Origin of the sequence: Photobacterium angustum (assembly GCF_002954615.1) — a bacterium.
In the GTDB taxonomy this organism is placed as follows: domain Bacteria; phylum Pseudomonadota; class Gammaproteobacteria; order Enterobacterales; family Vibrionaceae; genus Photobacterium; species Photobacterium angustum_A.
This window is the reverse complement of the sequence record NZ_MSCJ01000003.1, coordinates 332,606-354,692: the sequence shown is the minus strand read 5'-3', so window position 1 is coordinate 354,692 and position 22,087 is coordinate 332,606. Positions and strand designations below refer to the sequence as shown.

Here is a 22,087-nt window from a genome sequence, read left to right as displayed (position 1 = left end):
TATATGTACTTATAAACTACTTGGCACTCAGATCACTTATTCTATAATCGATGTTAAGGATGCTACGTGATGAAAAAACTTCTTTTAGCTATACTTCCTTTTTTACTATTTTCAGCGCCATCCTTCGCCTATCCAAAATATATAGTTTTAAACAGTACACGAGGTACTATTGATGAACTTACTTTTTATCAAGTTGTATGTAGACCTAATTATATTAATAATCTAGGTCCTCAGTCGCTAAAGCAGGAGGAGTACCCTTATGACAGAGGAGATTGCCTGCTAAGGTATATCAGAGGAACACTTCATATCGACGGCATTGATATCCCCCTAGAGTACAATTCATTCGGTACCACATATGCTCAATTCGCTATTATAGCAAAGCAGATTAACAATAAGTGGAGCGCTAAAATAGTGTCTGCCGATATTAGGGGAGACTATCAAGAGCCTTACGTACCTGGTGATGCAGATCATCAATAACTGAATAATGGCAAATACAAATTTAAACAAGTTTAAAATTATTACTATGATACATAAAATACGGCTGTTTATACTTAGTGATAAACAATATGTGCAAAAACGTTAGTAGATTACTATATTATCCATAAGTCGTTTATTTTCTTGATATTAAAAGACCGCCCATCTAGGCGGTCTTTTTATTTACTATAGCAATTCATTCGAATTGTTGCACCAGAGGCTATGTAGTTAAGTAATAATTTACACTTATCAATCAAAATTTGGTTGCTGCTGTTATTAATAAGTTGAGTTAAAGATTGAGTTAATCCAGCAGATTCATATTGTTCTAATGAAATAATCACCGAACTTGGTAGTGTCTTTTTTTCATTGCAATACGCTTTTATTGAGACTTTCTTTGGCGAACTTCTGTAATTACTAACCTCAACAATGATATTTTCTGTCATTTGTTACTCTCGAAATAGAATTAGATAACAAAAAGCCTTAAACAAAGTTCAAGGCTTTAAGGACTCATTTGGTAATTAAATTATTTTGTACGAGCAAAATCTTCAGCAACTTAGCGGTGCGCTGTATAGATAACTTTAACGCCAGTAAAATCTGAATAACGTCGTCTACTTCAGCACCGAATCTTTATCGTTGTTGTTATTGTTGATGCTAACAGCATCTCACTTGCTAGATATAACCAATAAAATAAAAAGTTAACCACTATTACATTAACGTAATAATTAAAATGGGTATTTATTGCCGATATCTGCAGCTTATTTATCAGCAGCAGACAATAGCTTTTCAGCAAAGGTAAGTTGTGATGCTGATTGTGTGAAAACAACACCTGAGTGTGAACGCTCTGCGGTACCTTGTTTCTGGTAGTGCGCGGCATTCATTGTGCTAGCTGCTGCTTTTTGAAATTGAACATTACCTGTAAACGCCCCATCTTTTGCTGAAGCATTGTAAGACATAGCGATGATAGCGGCTGCGATAGTTGCTTTAATAACTGTTTTCATGAGTAATAAAACCTTTGTGCTTTTATATTTATGAACGCCTTAGGCGTTTCGTTGGGTGTATTATTAACAATTACCTTTAAAACAACAATCCAATATATATACAAAATATTATTACCATTTAGTAATAATTAGAATGGGACGCATAATATAAGGAAAGAACAAGAAGGAAGAAACAGCTTACGAGAGCCTTACGCTCTCGTAGCCAAATAATAACTTGAAATAATAAGTCGCTTACGATGATAAATTATTGATAAAACCTGAGTTACTGTTGCCTTGGCAAGACACAAATACCACTCATGTCTTCACCAATTAGCTTCCAATATATAACTCTTCGATCATCTTTATGTTCATCATCAAGAAAATCTGAAACTATATAACCGTTATCTTCTGCATTTGAGATAAATGAACGATATTCTAGTGTTGATAACGCATTATTTTTCTTCAAATAATCATATATCTTACTATATTGCTCTGGTGACGCTAGTTTTCCATATAAGTTAAAGCAACGCATCCTCATATCAAATGGTGTATCGCTAGAGGAAAACTCATCATTTTCTAGAACAAAATATTCATACATTGAATTATAAGTGATTTTCGATGAGCGTTCTCTTTGCTCAATTAACATTCTACGATCTATTTTATAACTCACTACTTTTGCGTCAGGCGCATTTTTTCGATAGGCCTGAATAAAAAAAGTAGTGCCTCGCGATGCAAAATCATCCTTATTATCGGCTGCAATATCAGGAAAAGTCTCATCAAATTGAATAAAGAACGTATTGCTATCAATCTGATTAAAAACATAAGAAACAGGAGTATGAGATGATAATTCAAACGTCAAGTCTCCAATTTCTATATCATTCGTTTTCATTACCTTAATTACTGCACCAAAACTATCGTTAACAGCCACATCAAGATAAATGTCAGGGACAATATATTCTTTTCTTGTTCCAGCCCACATATTGATATTTTCAACAGTATGTTCTGGTAAAACAAGGTCTTTTTCGATCATATACACCATGAGATCATCAGCAAAACCGTATGACATTCCACTCTCATGACTAAGGCCTGAAGCATGAGCCCCTTCATGAAAAAAAGTGTTATATAAACTGGCGGAATAAGGACGATACTGTTCAGAATCCTTATTCACATATACATCTTTTACAGAGGCCCATCCATCTTCTTCACTATAGAAGTTATTAAGATTACCGAAGCTACCGCTTCCATACCCTTCACTCGTATGAATGCCGCTTTTATTCTTTGTATGAAGTTGAAGATACATTGAATGTCCCTCATAACCATTCATATTTCGCACAAACTCTGAATAAGGTAAATGTCTCGTATTATCATAAGCAACACATTCATCATAATCGTCGCATTTACTATTTATAAAGTTTCGCTGCCGAAAAATAACATCACGCGTATTCATTAAGTTATGTATATTAATTGCCATCGTTGTCAATATTTCTCTCTCCAAGCCAAAGGCTGGCCGATGACACACTCTACCGTCACTGCCACAAGTTACATGAGCTGGATTAAATGCTTCACTCTCGTCATCCGTTGACGTTAACCCTACCGATACATTAGGCAGATATGCTCGTGTTTGATAGGACGCTCTAATATTGCCAGCATCGACTATCTCGGCAGGTAAATATAACTCAGCAGAACTCATCGCATTTAATGGATAAGGCATTTCAAGTAACGCTATTTCATTTTCGCCATACTTAATAATCATTTTACTGATATTTGTTGGCGTATTATTTTCAATGGTAATTAAACCATTATTATTAAAAAATGAAATATTATTAAAGCTAAACGAATGGTTAAAGCCTAATGTTTTAACATTATCCAACCCTACAGTAATAACAGGAATATCTTCGCCCAATAAAATATAATCAGCCGTTCTAAAATTAGTTTCAGTTAAAGCAGGTGAATCAAGTTCTACCCCTAATCCGATGATATTCAGTTCGGTTTCTGTATCAAAAATACCATCAGAAACCTTCACTTTTAAAACATGCTGACCAGCATCAGAATGTGATGGTGCTATCGAGATAGTGTTATCTTGAATAGTCACCCAATCGGGGTTGTTCACTAACGAATAAGTTAACGTATCGCCATCTTTATCAGATGCTACCACATCGACAGTTGTCGATTTCCCAGCCGCTATTTTAATTGTCGGCAAGGCAGCAATCGTCGGTGCATGGTTCACCACATCAGGATTAACTGGCGTCATCGGTAAATTAACATTCAGTGCCGTATTCATTTCGGCTGATAATGAACCATCAGAAACCTTCACTTTTAAAACATACTGACCGATATCAACATGTGATGGCGCTATCGAGATAATGTTATCTTGAATAGAGACCCAGTCAGGATTGTTCACTAACGAATAAGTTAACATATCGCCATCTTTATCGGATGCTACTACATCGACAGTTGTCGATTTCCCAGCAGCAATATTAATTGTCGGCAAAGCTTCAATCGTCGGTGCATGGTTAACGTCATCGGGATTAACTGGCGTCATCGGTAAATTGACATTCAATGCCGTATTCATTTCTGCTGATAATGAACCATCAGAAACCTTTACAGTTAAAACATACTGACCGATATCAGCATGTGATGGCGCGATCGAGATAATGTTATCTTGAATAGAGGCCCAATCGGGATTGTTCACTAACGAATAAGTTAACCTATCGCCATCTTTATCAGATGCTATTACATCGATAGTTGTCGATTTCCCAGCTGCAATGTTAATTGTCGACAAAGCTTTAATCGTTGGTGCATGGTTAACTTCACCAGAAACGTGTTTATTTTCATTACAACCCACTATCGATAAACATAATGGCAATAAAAATCTTTTCATAAGAATTTAATTAATGATGTGGAAAGAGACATTATAAAGAAAGGGGGTTTTAACACTTAATGAAATACATTTTCCTTTATGATTGATTTTAATCATGCTTCTAACTAACAGCAGAGGAAACCATCAACAAGCAACTGATATTTAACGTTAAAATTCCATATTGGCGTTATTGTTCGGAAAAATAAGAAGCTGAACTTATTTTTATTTAGCGTATGATTTTATTGTTCGATAAAGTAATTAAAATGAAGCTAAAAATTACCTCATCATTGTTGATTCTTAGCCATCTTTATATACCAACCTAAATGTTCGATGCTAAAAAGACCGACGCAGATCGGTCTTTTTATGAGTTTCATATAGAGAATAGAAACAGCTACTCTTTAGGGTAATGAATATCAACACCGAGCCCAGGATGACAGTCATAAAGTTTCACATCACCTTTATGCAATTCAGCTACCGCTTTAACTAAAGATAACCCTATGCCTAAACCACCATCATTACGTGCTTTATTGATACGATATAATCGTTCAAACACTCGCTCTTTTTCCTGCTCAGGAATACCTGGCCCATTATCTTTCATCGCGATCAACACGCCTTCATTATCTTGTCGGCAAATCAGAGAAAGCTCACTTCCTTTAGTACAATAACGCAATGCGTTTTCCACCAAATTAGCTAATTGCTGAATTAACAATTCACGATCACCTTGAATAACAAGCGGCGACTTTGGCATATGGACGTTTAAGACCATCCCTGCATCATCTGCTACATCGACATAGATATCCGCGATAATATTGACTACATCAACAATATCTACAGCTTCAAATCGTTGACGCCGCTGACCTGACTCAATTTGTGAAATCCGCAATAGCGCATCAAAAATATCAGCCAAACGAGTGGATTCTTTGACAGCTAATGCTAGCTGTTCAGATAAATGATCACTATCAACTGTATTTTGTTGAACCAGCATTTCATCAAGAGTCAGTAAATGATACTGCAAACGTGTGATGGGTGTTTTCAATTCATGAGCAATATTGGCAGAAATATCGCTCATTGCCGCCACAACACTTTGTAAGTGAGAGAGCATTTCATCCACCGAATAGCCGATACGATCAAGGTCATTATCTTGCCGAGAAACCGAGGTTCTTACCGATAAATTGCCTTCTGATGCCATTTTTAACACTTGTTCAATACGATCAATTTTTTCTTGGTTACGTTTACTCATGTAAGCAACGATTGCACCACTCAGTAGCACAACGAGTACCCCAGATAAGGTAAAGCCTGTGACTAAAACATCGATAACATCATCTTCATCAATAGGTTCTTTGTCTATTTCTGTTGTCATGCCATACATAAAGGCTTCAATGTTCTGCTCGATCTCGTCGTTTAATTCATCTAAATGATAATCTACATACGAAATTGTGATGCTTGATATCAATAACAAACTCACTATAGAGACGGTAACAAACATCACCCCTTGTTGGATCGCAGAATGACGTAACCAAGGATGCGAAGCGCAAAATGTCTTTATGCGTTCGATCATTAACGGCAGCATTGCGCTTCTCATCTTTTACACTCTAATTTGTATCCCGCCCCACGTACGGTATGGATCAACTGATCGCCAAACGGTTTTTCTAATTTATTACGCAAGCGACTGATATGCGTTTCTACCACACTAGTCTGAGGCTCAAAATACAGTCCCCATACATGCTCAAGTAACATGGTTCGTGTGATCACGCGACCTGGATGACGAAGGAAAAGCTCCAAGATACGAAACTCTTTCTGCTGTAACTGTAAGTTTTGTCCTTGGCGACATGCAGTATGATCAAATAAATTTAGTGATACATCAGCATAATGTAGTTCGTTGGTGGCTTTTTCTAACAACTGATGTGAACGACGAGATAACGCAGACAAGCGTGCCAATAACTCTGAAAAGGCAAATGGCTTAGTTAAATAATCATCGCCTCCTGCCTCTAATCCATCAACGCGATCATCTATCCCCCCTAGCGAGGTTAAAAATAATACGGGCATGGTTATTTTTGATGCACGTAATGCCTTAACAAGCGCAAGTCCGTCTAAGCCAGGTAGCATCCGATCTACAATCGCGATATCAAATTGTTCAGTGAGGCATATCGATAATGCATGTTTCCCATCATCAACACATAAAATATTATGTCCGGCTTCTTGGAGGCCTTTCTCTACATAACGGCTTAAACTGATATCGTCTTCAACAAGCAAAATACGCATAATAATCGCTCGGTAATATAATCAGACTCACTAAAAGTGCTGACCAATAAAAATAAATGAAATAGATAAATACAGAAAAGCAGTGAGCGCTTTAACAACATCGCTCACTGCAATCATTTTAGAGGTAGGCTTATACTCAGAAAAAGTACGATGTATTTACCGTAATATTGCCACCATTAGCGATGTTATCTACGTAGTATTCCATTGCCGCACCAATGTGAATATTTCGGTAAAGGTTATAATCAACGCCAATACTTGCAACGATACCTAATGCACTGTCTTTTTTACTCTCGCCACCAGAGCGAGGTAGATTTATCTCAATGTCATCATTTAATACATGCTCGTATTCATCATGAGATGATGAGGTGTATTTATAATGGCTATAGGTTAAACCAAGACCACTTTTAAGCTGTATGTTTTCAGATAATGAGTAAAACACCACAGGCTTTAGGCTAATTTGTTTAACCGATAAATCCGACTCCCACTCGCGCTCTAAAATAAACCCAGGTTTATCAGACAGAAGTAACTGACTACTTTCACCGTCTAAATCAAACTGCTTATAGCTAACTTCAAAGCCATAATTGTTTTCTGTTTTATAACCGATAAAACCACCAAACACAGAGCTAGAATCACTTGCTACAACCGTTTTATTATCAGCGAGAAAATGTGTTTGGTAATCGTGCTTTACTGATGCTGAACCATATTCCAAGCCCATATAAGGCGTAGCCACTGCACTACCACTGAGGAAGGCTAACGAAAGCAATACTGACTTTTTCATTTTATCTATCTGTTACTAATGAGGAGATTATACTATTTCAGCAACTGTGAAATTATCGTGATATTAAGAACGTATTAGCTCGCAATTCGAATATAATCCACATCAATAGCTGTATGATTAAACTCTTTATCAATTTCGCCAGAGATCGTTATTTTCGTTTCCGGTGTAACTTGGATGCCGAACCATTTGTCATGATCAATCTCAATCGTGACAGAGCCAGTACCATCAGTAAATGTGTAATGCTCACCACCTAAAGAGCGGGTAATATTTCCTGTCAGTGCCACAGGCGTATCATCACTGAACATACCTGCATCAAGCACAGACTTCACTGTGTTTAATCCGTAACTTGGTCCAGTAAATCCTTGTTGTTGAGTTTGTACTGCCATTGACGGTGTAAAACCTTGAGTTGGCATTTCAGCTAAAGCTGATGTTGATAACAATGCTGCTGGTAGAAGGAATAAAGAAATACGTTTAATAGACATGTTGAAAACCTTATGTTTGTTTTGATGCTGAAAGAATACATAAGGTTCTATACACCAACCTGTCATGAACTTTACATTTTTGTAAGGTTCGCAATAGCATCGAACACAAGGTAAAAGAATGTTTAGAGTAATCAGAGGTTATTGCAAATAACCTTAATAGGTAAATGATCGGACTCTATCCTATTGTTGAGATACTTCACTGGTCGCTGTCGCTGCTTATTCAGGAGTAAAGTGTTTCTATTTGAATTAAAAATAGGTCATTGAATAGCTTAATTAAATATAGAAAAATATAATTAAAATTTCATGTTGATTTTTTGCACTAAGTCCTTTTATATTTATCTTCTTGCAGACAAAAAACATTAATCTCATTTAATTCCTCTTGTTAATATTTACCAACAACGACGAAAAACTAATTTGTCATTTTCATGAAATATATTCATTAAAGATATGAGAAATAAAATTTACTTTATATATTTAGAATGTGAAAATATAACCCTTACATACCAGTATTCACATTGCAATGATCGATAAAATAACACATAAAAACAAAACGTTAATTACTTTTATTAAGCCATTCGTGCTATTTTTTACGATCATATCATGTGGATATTTTGCTTATAATGCCTATCATTTAGAGAAATTTTATAAGCAATACTTCAAGACAATAAATTCAGTATATTCTGTAAGCCGTCGTTTTAGTTCATTTTACAACAATACAGATACTAGACTTATCCCAAAAGGCCAACAGTATTTCAATGGTGTTTCCGTAGTTATAAACCATACATCTGAAGTGAAAAACTTATCTAAAGGGATAAACCTTCTTCGTGATCAACTGGATCAACTAACAGATAACAATATTTGGACAATCGCTGTTTTTGATAATCCAGCAACTCATGCGCATTTTGATCCCGCACGTAGACAATATTTAGAATCTTATAAAAACTATGAGAAAAATTCTGTCATCAAAAGGATTATAGATAAAGAAGGCCTAGGTGAAACCTATAGTTATTTTTATGGCTGTAATATAAAAATGACAGAGAAATATATAGAAGATGGATCAAACCAAGCAATCAGAACATTATACTATCCAATTTATAACAACCGTAAATTAGATGCGTTACTAGCTATTGATATTAAAAATAATATACTCAATGATACTCTTAAAAATTATAATAATAAGTATAAAACTGTACTTTATTCGAATCCATCAAAGTATGACTTTTCCATTAAAAAACTCTTACCTTGCTCAAGCCAAGACCCTTTTTATGTCGGAGTTAACTTATTTAATATTTTAAAGTACTCACTAATACCTGCATTATCATTAACTTTTTTTATTTACTGGTTAACCGCAAAAATAAAAACGAGAAAGTTCTCATTACAACGAGATCTCATGACACACTTCTATCGACGTGATTACTATGAGAAAAAACTACATGCTCAAAAAGGTTTCTGCTTACTGATTATTGATATTGATCACTTTAAGTCAATTAATGATACTTATGGCCATGAAGTAGGCGATGAAGTAATACGTAAGTTAGCAGAAAGATTGGGGCGATGCATACGTCAAAGTGATATTGCTATCCGTTGGGGTGGAGAAGAATTTATCCTAAGCTTTACGTCAATGACGAAAGAACAATTGAAGTTAAAAGCTGAAAAAATTCGACATGTTGTGCAGGTATCCCCTATCCATAACATTGCTGTCACTATTTCAATTGGTGGTACTGTGTCAGACACATTATCATTTAGTGACGCATATAAAGTTAGTGATGATGCGTTATATCAATCAAAGCATAATGGTCGTAATCAATCGACGATTGTTTAATTCGCTAATACTTAGTTTTAATAAAGTTTAAATCAGCGACTATTATATGCCATCCTTGATAGCTTATTCAGTATTCAAGGATGGCAACATGATTACAGGTTATTGCCTTTCTATCACTGTGGCGAACTAACACTCGAAAACGGCCTAACCGATATACAAATTGGGCGTAGTTACCCCAAGCCTGATTGATGCCGAAGTAAAACAGTTAGATCTAGAGGGCTCCTACATCCACATTAAAAACATTGTGGTAGTGAAGTGTGTTTAGTAATTTTTACTCACACTTAAAAAGAGTAAGAAAAGCAACTAAAGTTAATAATAATGTGTAAACTCGCCAGCGAGTTTTACCTTTCTCATCATTCACCAATAATATTGGATAATTCAGTTAGAAAAACTTCATTCTGAAAATATAAATACGTATCTTCACCATTGTTTCCATATATAGCAGTTGAATAATTAGGATCATTTATCTTATCGAAAGTTACAACTTGAATAGGACCTTCACGCCCACTTTCAAATTTAGGCTTAAAAAACAAAAAATATGTGGACTCATTTTCAAGACTTCCGAGTAATTTCACTGCAGACCAGCTAGTTACCCATTGAATAAAGGGCTTTGGCTGATAGAATTTTTTTTCAATATGTTTACCAGAATAACGCATAACCACTATAGCCTCTCTATATGAGATCCCTCTCACCTCTGAGATAAATTTGGCAAGTTTTTCCGGTTCTAAAACATTAATAGATTCAAACTTATTTAAAAAAACACACATTGCTAGTTCAACATTACTTTTATAAGTAATATTGCAATCATCTTTCCTCGATATAATTTTTTTGCTATAAGTTTTATCAAAGTTAAGATAAAAAGACATGGGATAGGTTTTGTTAACACCACCTAAATCTTTTGGATGATTTACAGTCACTTTAGTAAAGTCAATTAAGTCGCTTTGGCTCACTCTCCTATATATTTTCCCTTCCAGCATCTTGTATGTAAATAAATTGAGTTCTAACAACTCGTCAATTTCATTTTTTTCCAAAAAACGTGTAAAGACAATTTTACATTCAGAAGTACAATTAACTTTCTCTTTCAAAGAAAATTTCTGTCCAGTATCACTTATAAAAGTGATCCAGAAATAAACAAATGAACTCCAGCGCTGAATATGATTAATTTTTACTTCTGAAAGATTTTTGAATCCTTCTAATTTCAACTTTTTTGATTTGATAGCTTTAATAAATTCTTCCTGACTATCATCATCAATATAATACAAAGAAGAAGCTTTATCAGTATTCCCATTTTTAAGTAACCAATAATATTTAGCTAATACTTGCTCTGCTGTTCTAGGTGATTTTATATCTGCTAAATTTAGCAATCTACCATCAATCGTATCCTCAGCAAACTCAGAAAGTATAAAGCTACTATTATGGGAGTCATAAGTAATTGGTAGCAATTCCAATTTAGCAGCAAAAACTTTGCAACTGTAAATAGCAATAATCACTAATATAAAAAATTTTATTTTTTTTTTCATCCAGCACAACTCCCTTTATAACCTTCACTAAGAACGACAGGTTTAGGTTTATATGTAGCGGAATACTTCAATAACCATACCTATAAAGATACATAAGCCTCTGCTTTTGTAGTAACCTCTACCGCTTCTAGTTCACACTTACTTTCACCACACGTATCTGTTTTTGCAGATAGTTTGATGCCTATTTGAACATTTTCTTCGGCATTATCATCTATCCCTATACCTCTAACCACAACAGTCGTATTGCTCCAATTTACTCTTAGCTACTCTAAAGTTTCCACAACCAGTTTCTAAACTTTCAGTCCATTCTTGATATCTACCTGCAACCTTCCCAGTTATTGCAATTTTACCTCTGCCTCTGCCTCGACATCAGCACCTAAAGCATTACAGGATAATGGCGACAGTGCTAACCGATGAGATGAAGGTTTAAAGCTACAAAAAAGTGGCCACTATTTTGGTCACCGAGCATTTTTTAAGTTATTTTTTCAGACGTAAAAAAGCCCGCAATTGCTTGCGGGCTTTTCTATTTGGCTCCTCCTGCTGGACTTGAACCAGCGACATACGGATTAACAGTCCGCCGTTCTACCGACGGAACTAAGGAGGAATTGTTTGGAGCAGGCAGCGGGAATCGAACCCGCATCATCAGCTTTGAAGACTTAAACCCACCCGTAATTTAATTACAAAAAAATAGACCATTAAAAATTAATACATTTAATTTCATAAAGTTATAAACATCAAATTTGTATAATGTTTATACTATTTTTAAGTTATTAGAACACTTATAGTCGCATTTTGGTCACCACTTTATGTGTGCTTTTTACACATAAAAAACACTAATAACATAACAATCAATAGATTTTTAACCTAAAAAATCTAATCTCATCCATAACCAAATACTTTTTTAGCACCTTGCTCCCCCCCAAAAACACCCCTAAAATAACTGTACACATATACAGTATTTTTAACCATGATTACACTTAACACCTACGTACAGGCGGGGATCACCGGCTTTGAAAACCCCACTATTCGCTTTCGGAAAAAATCGCTAAATCTACAAACCATGTTTGTACACAGCCATTCATCTATGCGGATAATGAGCGCCGATAGCACCTACAAAAAGCTAGGGATCGCCAAAGGCGATTGGCTACTCATAGACAGTGCCTTACAGCCCCTAAACAGTGATCTTGTTGTATTTGAGCAACACGGCGACAACCACATCGCACGTTGGAGCCTGCTATGCCAACACATTGCCGTATCAGGCAAAGAGTGGGACGACTTACACGTAATAGGCGTGATCACTCTTTCCATCCATCACTTCAGGCAACCGCCGTTATTACCATGGCACCATGACTTAACCGAACTCGACCTACACCAACTGGTGATCACCCAAGAGCACTCCACCATCTTGTGCCGTGCAGCTGGGCTTTCCATGCTGCCGTACATTTGGGACCACGACATACTGGTATTAGAGCGCCACCTCAACCCTGAGAACGAAGACGTTATCGTACTTTCATTAAACAACGATCTTGTTGTAAAGCGCGTGAACTTACACAGCAGAACCCTGTATTCAGATAACCCCAGCTTTAAGCCACAAAAAATAAACCAAGACGACTACACCCGCTTACACGGCGTAGTGCGTTACAGCCTACGATTACACCGCCCTGTTACCTTATGATTTGCTTACTTGATGGCACCCGTTTTTACGCCGAATCTTGCATTACCTACAAGCCCGCCCTAAGAAATACCCCGTTATTAGTAACAGCAGGCCAAGGGATTTCCATTGCCGCTAACCGTGCTTGCACAAACATCGGTATTTCAAAATTCACCCCAATATGGGAAGAAATAGACCGCTTGCGGGTACACAAAGGCATTGTGTATAAAGCCAACTTCAACACCTTTTCTCACCATTCAGATCGCTTTATGACAGCCCTTGAAAAGCACATACAAGGTGCCCCCTCTATGCGCTATAGCGTAGATGAAGTGTTTTACGATGTGAGTCACCTGTACCAAATCAACGTCGATCTGAATGAGCACGTACAAGCCTTACGCAAAGCCATTTACAAAGAAACCGGTGTACCGACAGGCGCTGGTGTAGGCAAAACCCTAACCTTGGCCAAAGTCGCCTCGTGGGCAGCGAAGAACTGCCAACCTTACCAGGGACAATGTGTATTAATAAGCGAGAAAGAAACCGACACGGTTTTAAAACAAATGCCCGTAGGTAAACTTTGGAACATTGGCAGGCAACTGAATAAACACCTGACACAAGAAGGCATTTTAACCGCCTACCAACTAAAACAGTGCGACACCAAAACCTATCACAAACGTTATTCCATCAACGTCGCTAACGTAATTTCAGAGCTTAATGGCATCGCCTGTTTAGACATTTCCGTTGAGCGAGAAAAGAAAAAACAGATATGGTCTACCGCTTCTTACCGTGATCGCCTGCATCACCGAGACGACCTTTTTGCCGAATTAGCTCACCACTGCGCCGAAGTGATGCGAAAAATACGCGACCAAAAAAGCGAGATGAAGACCCTTTCCGTATTTGTCAGCACCTCAAAATACGACCGTTGCCCACCATTTTATCGCCGTGGTGAACTGACACTCGAAAACGGCCTAACCGATACCAGTTTTGCCCTGCAACAATTGCGCGCCTTATTCGATGATTTGATCCCCGACAACCTTACCAAGCAACCCATATACAAAGTGGGCGTAGGTGCCCCAAGCCTGATTGATGCCGAAGTAAAACAGTTCGAGTTATTTAACCGCTTTGATAACAAAGACACCTTAAACACCACCCTCGACCAATTAAGCGATCGCTTTGGTAAAGGCGTGATCGGTTTTGCATGCCAGCAACGCAGCTACCACGAACGGCAGGGAGAAATAGAAATGTTAGAGCTAGAGAACTACTACACCGACATTAAAGACATTGTGGTGGTGAAGTGTGTTTAGTGGGGTAATTTCAATTAAAAAAAACGAGTCATCTATTTTTTAAACCTCTTAGGACTAATTTGAAAAATATCAGATAGTATAAAAGATAATAACTGCCACAAATTTTATACTTAAATAATGTAAAAATAGTTTTTATTTTTATTCTAAGAAAAGGTAAGTATTTAGCCTAATATTTAATTGACTTCCAACTAGCCTTACCTGCCATTCAAGGCTTTTCCCAACCCATTTGCCTAGGGACAGGCAATGGGTTTTCTCGTATCAGCTATTTACTTTTAACTAAAAATAGTTAGAAGCACTTTATCATCATAGTATTTTTATCTATTAAAAACTTCATTTTAGTGAGTACTCTAATAGTAAAAATCACTTTCTAAACTGATTCTTTTGGGTTGGTTTTGTAAATGATATTGAGATAGGTAGTTTTTAGCTTTAGATAAAATAATTGATGTTATAGTGGTTTATCGATGTGTGGCACCTCTATTTCGCCTCATAACACCCTAACTCAAGCCATTGATTTTATTTAAAAATAAAAACAATTAAATTATTTTGAATCCTTTTTGTATATTTCAGCCTCTTTAAAGTAGGAACAAAATTTATTGTCTTTACTGTAAGGTTAAAATTGATTTCACCTAAGCTAGAAAAACTAAGAAAGATATTAGAGCAAAAAATGATGAATATTGCTTTTACAAGCAACTAGTAATTAAAAGCAATATTCTTTCATCGACTTGAAGATACACATTTTGTTGGCAGGGTGTTTTCAACATATTACCTGCGATTTTACTAAGTTTAGCGTCTTAACTTATACGCTTACTTCACTAAATTATTATATGAGAAAGAATGTCAATGATGCACAGAAATGAATTAATTGAAGCGGCTAGAAAAGGAAACCCAAAAGCAACGGAACAGTTGCTAATTGACTGGGAACCAACATTAAAAAAAATGGCATTTAAGCAATGTACATCTAATGATATCGATGATGCTGTTCAAGAGTCTTTAGCTATTATTTGGCGACGTATTGGTACCTTGAAAACAATTGAAGCATTTCCAGGATGGTTATTAATCATAATTAAAAGAGAGTGCGCAAAGCTTATGAAATCAAATCACAATTTAGATGAATTGCCCGAAGATTACCATGAACTCTTTTCTTATTACTCCAGTCCAGATTTGAGGTTAGATATTATTGCGGCGATTCATTCACTACCTGAAAAATACAGATCCGCCATCATATTGAGAGATTTTGAGGAACTTTCGATTGGTGAAATTGCGGATAAATTATTAATCACTCGAATGGCTGCCAAAAGTCGAATTCACCGAGGGCGCTTAATGATTCAGGAATACTTAGAAAAATAACGTCATTCGTACTTATTACTCAGAATACACATTACATATATGGCGAAAAGCAAAATATCGCGCCAAATAACAATAGATAATAAAATTTATGGGAGTCTTATTATGTTAAGAAACAACATTCAAAAAGCGTTACTTGGTGGATTCATAGGAACCATTGTCTTTACTATTATGGGGCAATTGATCGCACCTCATATTATTGGCTTTCCAATGAATGTAGGGAAAATGATTGCCGGCATGATACACAGCCCTGAAAACGTCGGTATTATGATTCATTTTGTAATGGGTACGATTCTATTTCCAATAAGCTATTTATTAATTGGGTATGATCGTATTTCGGGACCGGGTTGGTTAAAAGGGTTAATTTACCTAATACCGATTTATTTAGTCGCTATGCTTGTTGTTGTTCCTATGGCGGGCAAGGGGTTATTTTTTCATAGCCTTCCAGCCGCAATGATCGCTCTTATGGGACACCTTGTGTATGGCGCCATTATGGGCTCAATCATAGGTACACCGAAAAACAGCCAGAATGAAGTCGTTAGCCAAAACTAAAACCTCATCATATCGTGAGATAGCACGATGACCAGCGGCCACCTTTACAGCTGGACGTTTAACGCAAAAATTAAAGCCGAGTACTCGTGTACTCGGCTTTTAGTCGATACATAATAACGTTATATTGATTATAGATTTACGGGTATTGCGCTACAACGGAATTCGCAACATCATCTGTTTTGGCTGAATCCGGCCCATAAATTCTCCTACCGTATTTGTTACCAGCCGCATCCAAGATGTTGTAACTGATACCACTGTTTTTGCCTCCATTTAACCAGCGATTAACTGAATTTTTAATAGAAACATCTTCTGGATTCGCTGCAATATATATCGCAGTCTCTGCGACGATTGTTTGTTGCAAGCGTCCATGGTTATATTCTTTAGGCAGATATGAGTAAACACCAATCCCATTTCCGACAAAGCCGGTCGCTGTTTTGGCTACATACAACGAAGGACACACAGCATATGATTTAATCTCTTGCTCTACTTGACCATCAGAGGCCGTACAATCAACTTTAGGCGTATTCGCAGAATCGTCTTCCGGTAACGTGTATGGCATTTCAGATTGATAAAAGTTGATCACACCATTTTTACCATTCCAAATAGTTTGGTAATTTTTGAAGTGCTCAACAGCTAAACCATTCATAACGACATCATCACCATTAACAATCAAGCCATATTGGGCTTCATCTGTATCCCAGTCTACTTGATTGTTATAAGAGTATTTATCATGACCACTTTGGGCATCATGATCAGCGCGCCATAACCATAAGTTTTCACCAATCACATCATTCGCGTTTACGGTAATACAACTGTAGGCACTAGGTGAGTGATTTTCGCTCAACTTAGACACATCACGAGTTCTTGCAACCCGACAATACACGTCCTGTAGAATAACAGCGTCTCTTTTGTCTTGAATTGAAGGATGATCTTGTTTGTAGTCACCAACGGTTAAAAGAGAGTTCTTTGCTGATTTATCCGCAATAATTCCAGGCTCTAATGTTACGCCAGCAACTCGAATAGATTGGTCATCTGTGAGTAAACACCCCTCAATGGCATCGCAAATTAAAGAAGGCATGCCGATACCAAGAACTATCTGATTTTCCTTAACATGTAGTCGCTTCGTAAAATCATATACCCCAGGCAAGATAAGCAACCCTTTTTTACCAGAGTTCAAAGCATCTTGGATCTTATCAACGTCAGCGTTAAGAACATCCGATGAATTACCAGCACTTAATACAACAAAGTCATTTATATCAATGTTGTTATGGCTCGGGTTTCCATCATCTATTTCCCATAACTGATTAGAGTTAACAACCAATCTTGGTTTAGTCAGAACTTTGTGACCATCATTAACATCAGTAAAAGGATATGGATGCTTTGTTATACCATCACCCGATTTTGCATTATGAAGAACATAATTCCATACCGACCCTTCAAACATCTTCGCATAAGTATTACCAATATAGAATTGTTGCTGTGAACCAAGATTCATCTCACCATCAATATAAGAATTCGCAATAAATCCACCGCTCGCTTGGCCACAAGCCCAGTTAATTGTGTTCCAATCACACATTAATAGATCTTTACCACTGAAATAGACATTTCTTATTCCTGATGCCTGAGAAACACCGAAACGTAATACTCCAGCTGGATTTCTATCATTAGGTTTATCTGGATTAATCGGAGTCAGTAGCGCTGTAGAGTCAACATTAAGGTTCGCTAAACTCCGCCAAAAATTATTGAGTGCACCGGGAGCTGTATTACCAGAGCTATTTAGAGCATTGATACCAGGCATGACTTTGACTTTTTGATCTTTATTTAGCGCATCAAATTCACTCACTCCCGTTACTTCCATGTAATAATTCAATCTAAATGGATCTGGCATTTCATAGTTCCCTTCTCCAATTAGGATCGCATATCGGTTATGGCTCCATTGACCGGTTTTACCCATATCTCCCCAAAGTTGGCTACCGCCCATCGTTGTCCCAAGCTTGTACAACTCTTGGCCATTACCACTTTTAATAAAATATGCTCCGCTAGGACATGGATCACTCGCTTCATCACATAACTCAGGCTGCAATAATAAATTTTCGAAACCATCAGAGTTTAAGTTTAAAGAGATGATGGCCTGAGTATGATCAATGTCTTCTGTATTTCCACTGTTGGTATTACTACCACCGGTATTACCACCACCTGCATTGCTACCATCGGTATTACCACCACCAGCATTGCTACCATCGGTATTACCACCACCAGCATTGCTACCACCGGTATTACCACCACTAGCATTGCTACCATCGGTATTACCACCACTAGCATTGCTACCATCGGTATTACCGCCACCTGCATTGCTACCATCGGTATTACCACCACCTGCATTGCTACCATCGGTATTACCATCACCAGTATCATTATTCTCTTGCTGACTATCTTTAATGACATAACGAGAAATACTCGCGATTTGCATTTCAGTCACAGGGAACTTATTTGTATCTGGCTTTGGCTCTACGCCATCACCACCAACAGCCATATTAATTCTTAAATAATAACCAGATTCATAAGCAGCCAAAAAGGAACGATACGCGGTTTCAGATAGCGATTGATATTTATCAGGGCACCTATTTGTCCATTTACTACATGTAAGATTCGTTTCTCTATTTTTGACAGAAGGGTTTCTCATCACTGAGTAGTATTTACCCGCCGCACTTTTTCCCATTTCCAGTTGGTGGAATGGATGACCATCAAAGTACCAAGTTAGATAAATCGTACCTGATGAAGTAACATTCCATTCAAAACCATATTTATGCCACCCATTATCGATTTCCTTAGCGGGGGCATTGTCTGCCGCGATATCTATATTATTGTTGTAATTCCAAGTTACAACGCCATCTTGTTGCTTTAGACCATAATGAACAGTGCCAGTAACAGCATAAGGGGGCTGCATAAACTCAAGAATGTCGACTTCCATCCCTGAAGGCCAAGGCATATCGCCTTGTGGCATCATCCAGATCGCAGGCCAACGCCCTTTTCCATACGGTACTTTCGCTTTTACCTCTACGCCGCCACGAGAAATGTCATGACCTTTTGTGTCTTTTGTTATTGTAAACCTACCTTTGGTTCTAATTTCTCCGGAGGTATAGGGTTTACCATTAGTACTTTTTACTTCCGCTTTTAACGTTACAGATTTATTATTTTCATTCCATATAACATGGTCAGGCTTATACCATTGCTGCTCATTATTACCATGAGTACCATCTCGCTTATAAAAATTCGTCTCAAATGCCGCTTTCGAACTTAGTAACGATTGAGTCTCAAAGCAGGAGCCATATTTATTCTCACTCAAATAACCACACAATGAACTTGATGAATTATTTGTATTGCCAGAACCTTGTTGTGGCTCGTCCTTTTCTGTTCCGCCTCCCGAATTCTGCTCCTCTGAACTACCGGTGTTGCCGCTACTCGTTTTTTTTACTATGTAAGTGGAATGTTGACTATTTTTAGCTCCTTTACCGCTATCCATTAAATAAGTAACCCAATACTCAATCTCCGTACCAGGCGTTAGGTTTTTAACGGCATAACTCACTGAACCAGAATTATCTTTAACCATAGGTACATTTTGTTGGTTACTTCCATTAATGGTGTAATGAAGGTTAGCCCAATAATTTGCTTTAATAGAAATAGTTAACTCGGAGCCATCTTGTGCTACTTTAATAGGATTGGTCTCGCCGTTAATAGGCTTATCTGGCTTTGAAGCGCTTGTGTCACCTGGCGTAGTTGACTTATCTGGCGTGGTTGACGCATCTGGTATTGTTGGCACATCAGAATCTGTATGAGGAAAAACTCTGTGTTGCAGGTCACCTAAAGTGATCGTCGCAGGATAGGAGTCCGTCTTAGTGTTTGTCCCATCCATACCCAAAAAATCGTCATAGGCAAAAGCGTATGAGTGGAGATACACCTTATCTGGTTTAACGTAGTAATTATCTTTAACAAGTCCATGAACCGCTTGCTGATAAATATTAACACATGGTTCATCTCCAGATTGACCACAAATATTCGGGTTATAATCTAAGGTATTGTCACCATTATTAAAATAAAATGGTATTAGCTTCTCTAATTGCACTTTGTTAGCTAAAAAAGTATTACCTTGCTTGTCGAAAAGAGTATCAATACCACTATTCCCATCTTTACGCATCAGTAAACCCGCCACAATAGCAGAGCTGAGATTTCTTGAAATCGTTGCTTTTTCAGGAGTGTCTTTGGTAAATGGGCCTTGATCGGCAAGAAAAATGGAATTACTAAAATCACCATCGAAATTATAAATAATCGGTGAAGTCGCTTTGTTTCCATTTTGATAAAACTTTAACTGTTTATCTTGAAATTGACCGACCCAAATACCTTTATTTATTTCAGATAAATCCATTTTGATGGATTTACCAGATTCTGCCGAGTAATACTTAATTAACTTTTCAACATAAGGATTAAAGTATTTATTAAATGTCGAACCAAATCGCCCCGGAGCATCGACTCTAACTAAATGTGCATTTTCTGTATGCTCCGAAACCACGTTGCCATTAATGTCTTCATAATGTGCCAAAGTTGACCATTCAGATTTATTCCATGCCGCATCACAATTAGGGGACTCAATGGTGTAACCATGTGCTTCACACACTAAAAATTTCATATTATCGATAATGCTATCTATGCTGCCATCACGTCCATACACATCTTTCTCTTGTGTAATGGTGTATGGAATAGAAATAAAGTCTACCCCCGTCGGATTAATGACTGTTTGGCCACCCGTTGTGTAAGTAAATTCGACTTTATCGAAAACAGTGCCATTGGTGGTGGTGGAAGGATTATTCACATCAGGGCCTTGCACTCGATAATGTCCATCTCCATCTTTAACGACGGGCAAATCAAGTGGATTTCCAACTGAAATATAGATCCTGCCAGAAATTAGAGGTGGAACACATATTTGTGCAACCTTACTTGATGTTGATACAAATTTATTGAGTAACAATGCATAGTTTTTACCATTACTCTGTTTAGATAACTCTACAAGTTCACCTTCTTTCGTTGGTACTGAAAATTTAACGAAAGCAGATGTATCGACACCTTGCTTTTTACCTACAACAGTCAAATACGTATTTGCATAAGTTACTGAATCATTATTCACCTTACTTAGATCAAATTTAACCTCCATTCCACCACTACAGTTTTCAATATTACTCTGTGCAAAAGTGGGTAAAGAAAAAAATAATACACTCGGTAATAGTAACTCGTTAATTGATATTTTATTTATCATATACATTCTCTTTTTTATATTATAAATAGATTTGCAACTAATAAAACGTACATCTCACTATTTAAGCTCTACCAAAAATAGTGAGAGATGTGACAGAGCAACCCTCTAGATAAAAATCTAAGGAGATCTAGCTCACATAAAGAAATACCGTTAAGTAGTTGTAAATAAAGTATTAGGTAGAATGCTTACTTTTACTATCAATGAAAATGAGAACTATCTTTTCTTTTATTTCAAGTGCAGAAACTTTGAAATCAACTATATGAAAAATCGCCACCATTAATAATCACTTTTATAATATAGTGACTAGAATAAAAATATAATGTCAGGCTTATTTCTAGAATAAATTAATACTTTATAGGTGATAACATCTCCTCAACTTATCACTTTTGATAATTTACGACTTTAGTCTAATAGACTTTTAAAGAGATAGTAAATAGCAACATTACTTACTATCACTCGCACCCAATAAGAATAAAAAACACAAAATAAAGAATAAAAATTCAATAAAATCACTAATATGAATCTCTCAGGGCGAGATTTTTCATAGGCGGTAAAATGGAATTTTCGTATAAAAAATTATTAACCAAGATTTAGATAAGATTACTAAACTAGTGAAAGTATCAATAATAAGCATGTAATACCTTTACTTAGCTATAAAGGTGAAAAAGACTAATATTTCCTCCGCATTCAAAGCGAGCGCTGATAACAAATAATGAAACTTCGCTTAAAGTCGAAGCCACACACCTACTCAGTAGT

General features: G+C 36.8%; 16 protein-coding genes and 1 tRNA gene. 6 read left to right on the top strand and 11 right to left on the bottom strand.

All coding sequences use genetic code 11. From position 1 onward, the window contains the following. The first annotated feature begins 69 nt into the window (after nt 1–69). On the top strand, nt 70–477 hold the full coding sequence (locus BTO08_RS16255) for a hypothetical protein (protein WP_105061695.1): 408 nt from the start codon (nt 70–72) through the stop codon (nt 475–477). Nucleotides 478–653: 176 nt separating this feature from the next. On the opposite strand, the gene BTO08_RS16250 is transcribed toward BTO08_RS16255, so the two are convergent. From BTO08_RS16250 to BTO08_RS16220, 7 genes are all read right to left on the bottom strand, one after another. Next, entirely contained in the window at nt 654–917 is a 264-nt protein-coding gene (locus BTO08_RS16250) for a hypothetical protein (RefSeq protein WP_105061694.1), read from the bottom strand. A 312-nt stretch (nt 918–1,229) separates the two neighbouring features. Next, complete coding sequence (locus tag BTO08_RS16245) at nt 1,230–1,472, bottom strand: hypothetical protein (RefSeq protein WP_045085049.1); 243 nt, start codon at nt 1,470–1,472, stop codon at nt 1,230–1,232. Between the two features lie 262 nt (nt 1,473–1,734). Next, complete coding sequence (locus BTO08_RS16240) at nt 1,735–4,332, bottom strand: Ig-like domain-containing protein (protein ID WP_146108440.1); 2,598 nt, start codon at nt 4,330–4,332, stop codon at nt 1,735–1,737. 370 nt (nt 4,333–4,702) lie between these two features. Next, nucleotides 4,703–5,893 carry a sensor histidine kinase gene (locus BTO08_RS16235; protein WP_198038493.1) on the bottom strand — a complete coding sequence of 397 codons (1,191 nt, stop codon included), beginning with the start codon at nt 5,891–5,893 and terminating at the stop codon, nt 4,703–4,705. Then, a complete protein-coding gene (locus tag BTO08_RS16230; protein ID WP_105061692.1) occupies nt 5,890–6,573 on the bottom strand; it encodes a response regulator transcription factor in 684 nt (227 codons plus the stop codon). The genes BTO08_RS16235 and BTO08_RS16230 overlap by 4 nt, the downstream gene beginning before the upstream one ends. Before the next feature lie 136 nt (nt 6,574–6,709). Then, on the bottom strand, nt 6,710–7,351 hold the full coding sequence (locus BTO08_RS16225) for an AcfA family outer membrane beta-barrel protein (RefSeq protein ID WP_105061691.1): 642 nt from the start codon (nt 7,349–7,351) through the stop codon (nt 6,710–6,712). Between the two features lie 74 nt (nt 7,352–7,425). Beyond that, on the bottom strand, nt 7,426–7,833 hold the full coding sequence (locus BTO08_RS16220; RefSeq protein WP_146108439.1) for a NirD/YgiW/YdeI family stress tolerance protein: 408 nt from the start codon (nt 7,831–7,833) through the stop codon (nt 7,426–7,428). Between the two features lie 520 nt (nt 7,834–8,353). Between BTO08_RS16220 and BTO08_RS16215 the strand changes: the two genes are divergently transcribed. Next, entirely contained in the window at nt 8,354–9,655 is a 1,302-nt protein-coding gene (locus BTO08_RS16215) for a GGDEF domain-containing protein (RefSeq protein WP_105061690.1), read from the top strand. A 353-nt stretch (nt 9,656–10,008) separates the two neighbouring features. On the opposite strand, the gene BTO08_RS16210 is transcribed toward BTO08_RS16215, so the two are convergent. The 3 genes from BTO08_RS16210 to BTO08_RS16205 form a co-directional block, all read right to left on the bottom strand. Then, on the bottom strand, nt 10,009–11,175 hold the full coding sequence (locus BTO08_RS16210; protein ID WP_105061689.1) for a hypothetical protein: 1,167 nt from the start codon (nt 11,173–11,175) through the stop codon (nt 10,009–10,011). 80 nt (nt 11,176–11,255) lie between these two features. Continuing rightward, a complete protein-coding gene (locus BTO08_RS22365; protein WP_198038492.1) occupies nt 11,256–11,408 on the bottom strand; it encodes a hypothetical protein in 153 nt (50 codons plus the stop codon). Between the two features lie 295 nt (nt 11,409–11,703). Continuing rightward, nucleotides 11,704–11,779 (bottom strand) — tRNA-Asn (locus tag BTO08_RS16205). A 363-nt stretch (nt 11,780–12,142) separates the two neighbouring features. Between BTO08_RS16205 and BTO08_RS16200 the strand changes: the two genes are divergently transcribed. The 4 genes from BTO08_RS16200 to BTO08_RS16185 all read left to right on the top strand — a co-directional run bounded on the left by BTO08_RS16200 (nt 12,143) and on the right by BTO08_RS16185 (nt 16,023). After that, complete coding sequence (locus BTO08_RS16200) at nt 12,143–12,850, top strand: S24 family peptidase (RefSeq protein ID WP_105061688.1); 708 nt, start codon at nt 12,143–12,145, stop codon at nt 12,848–12,850. Further along, nucleotides 12,847–14,127, top strand: coding sequence for a Y-family DNA polymerase (locus BTO08_RS16195; RefSeq protein WP_105061682.1), 1,281 nt, complete (start codon nt 12,847–12,849; stop codon nt 14,125–14,127). The genes BTO08_RS16200 and BTO08_RS16195 overlap by 4 nt, the downstream gene beginning before the upstream one ends. 834 nt (nt 14,128–14,961) lie before the next feature. Beyond that, nucleotides 14,962–15,474, top strand: a complete 513-nt coding sequence (locus BTO08_RS16190; protein ID WP_236689261.1) for an RNA polymerase sigma factor — start codon at nt 14,962–14,964, stop codon at nt 15,472–15,474. A gap of 102 nt (nt 15,475–15,576) precedes the next feature. Further along, nucleotides 15,577–16,023, top strand: a complete 447-nt coding sequence (locus BTO08_RS16185; RefSeq protein WP_105061687.1) for a DUF6789 family protein — start codon at nt 15,577–15,579, stop codon at nt 16,021–16,023. Between the two features lie 136 nt (nt 16,024–16,159). On the opposite strand, the gene BTO08_RS16180 is transcribed toward BTO08_RS16185, so the two are convergent. Further along, the gene (locus BTO08_RS16180) at nt 16,160–21,331 is read right to left on the bottom strand and encodes a beta-1,3-glucanase family protein (RefSeq protein ID WP_198038491.1); all 5,172 of its coding nucleotides are present in this window, start codon (nt 21,329–21,331) and stop codon (nt 16,160–16,162) included. Between the last annotated feature and the right edge of the window lie 756 nt (nt 21,332–22,087).

Coding starts and splice junctions, on each gene's coding strand:
- BTO08_RS16255 (WP_105061695.1), top strand. CDS start 70: ATGAAAAAACTTCTTTTAGCTATACTTCCTTTTTTACTATTTTCAGCG.
- BTO08_RS16250 (WP_105061694.1), bottom strand. CDS start 917: ATGACAGAAAATATCATTGTTGAGGTTAGTAATTACAGAAGTTCGCCA.
- BTO08_RS16245 (WP_045085049.1), bottom strand. CDS start 1,472: ATGAAAACAGTTATTAAAGCAACTATCGCAGCCGCTATCATCGCTATG.
- BTO08_RS16240 (WP_146108440.1), bottom strand. CDS start 4,332: ATGAAAAGATTTTTATTGCCATTATGTTTATCGATAGTGGGTTGTAAT.
- BTO08_RS16235 (WP_198038493.1), bottom strand. CDS start 5,893: ATGAGAAGCGCAATGCTGCCGTTAATGATCGAACGCATAAAGACATTT.
- BTO08_RS16230 (WP_105061692.1), bottom strand. CDS start 6,573: ATGCGTATTTTGCTTGTTGAAGACGATATCAGTTTAAGCCGTTATGTA.
- BTO08_RS16225 (WP_105061691.1), bottom strand. CDS start 7,351: ATGAAAAAGTCAGTATTGCTTTCGTTAGCCTTCCTCAGTGGTAGTGCA.
- BTO08_RS16220 (WP_146108439.1), bottom strand. CDS start 7,833: ATGTCTATTAAACGTATTTCTTTATTCCTTCTACCAGCAGCATTGTTA.
- BTO08_RS16215 (WP_105061690.1), top strand. CDS start 8,354: ATGATCGATAAAATAACACATAAAAACAAAACGTTAATTACTTTTATT.
- BTO08_RS16210 (WP_105061689.1), bottom strand. CDS start 11,175: ATGAAAAAAAAAATAAAATTTTTTATATTAGTGATTATTGCTATTTAC.
- BTO08_RS16200 (WP_105061688.1), top strand. CDS start 12,143: ATGATTACACTTAACACCTACGTACAGGCGGGGATCACCGGCTTTGAA.
- BTO08_RS16195 (WP_105061682.1), top strand. CDS start 12,847: ATGATTTGCTTACTTGATGGCACCCGTTTTTACGCCGAATCTTGCATT.
- BTO08_RS16190 (WP_236689261.1), top strand. CDS start 14,962: ATGTCAATGATGCACAGAAATGAATTAATTGAAGCGGCTAGAAAAGGA.
- BTO08_RS16185 (WP_105061687.1), top strand. CDS start 15,577: ATGTTAAGAAACAACATTCAAAAAGCGTTACTTGGTGGATTCATAGGA.
- BTO08_RS16180 (WP_198038491.1), bottom strand. CDS start 21,331: ATGATAAATAAAATATCAATTAACGAGTTACTATTACCGAGTGTATTA.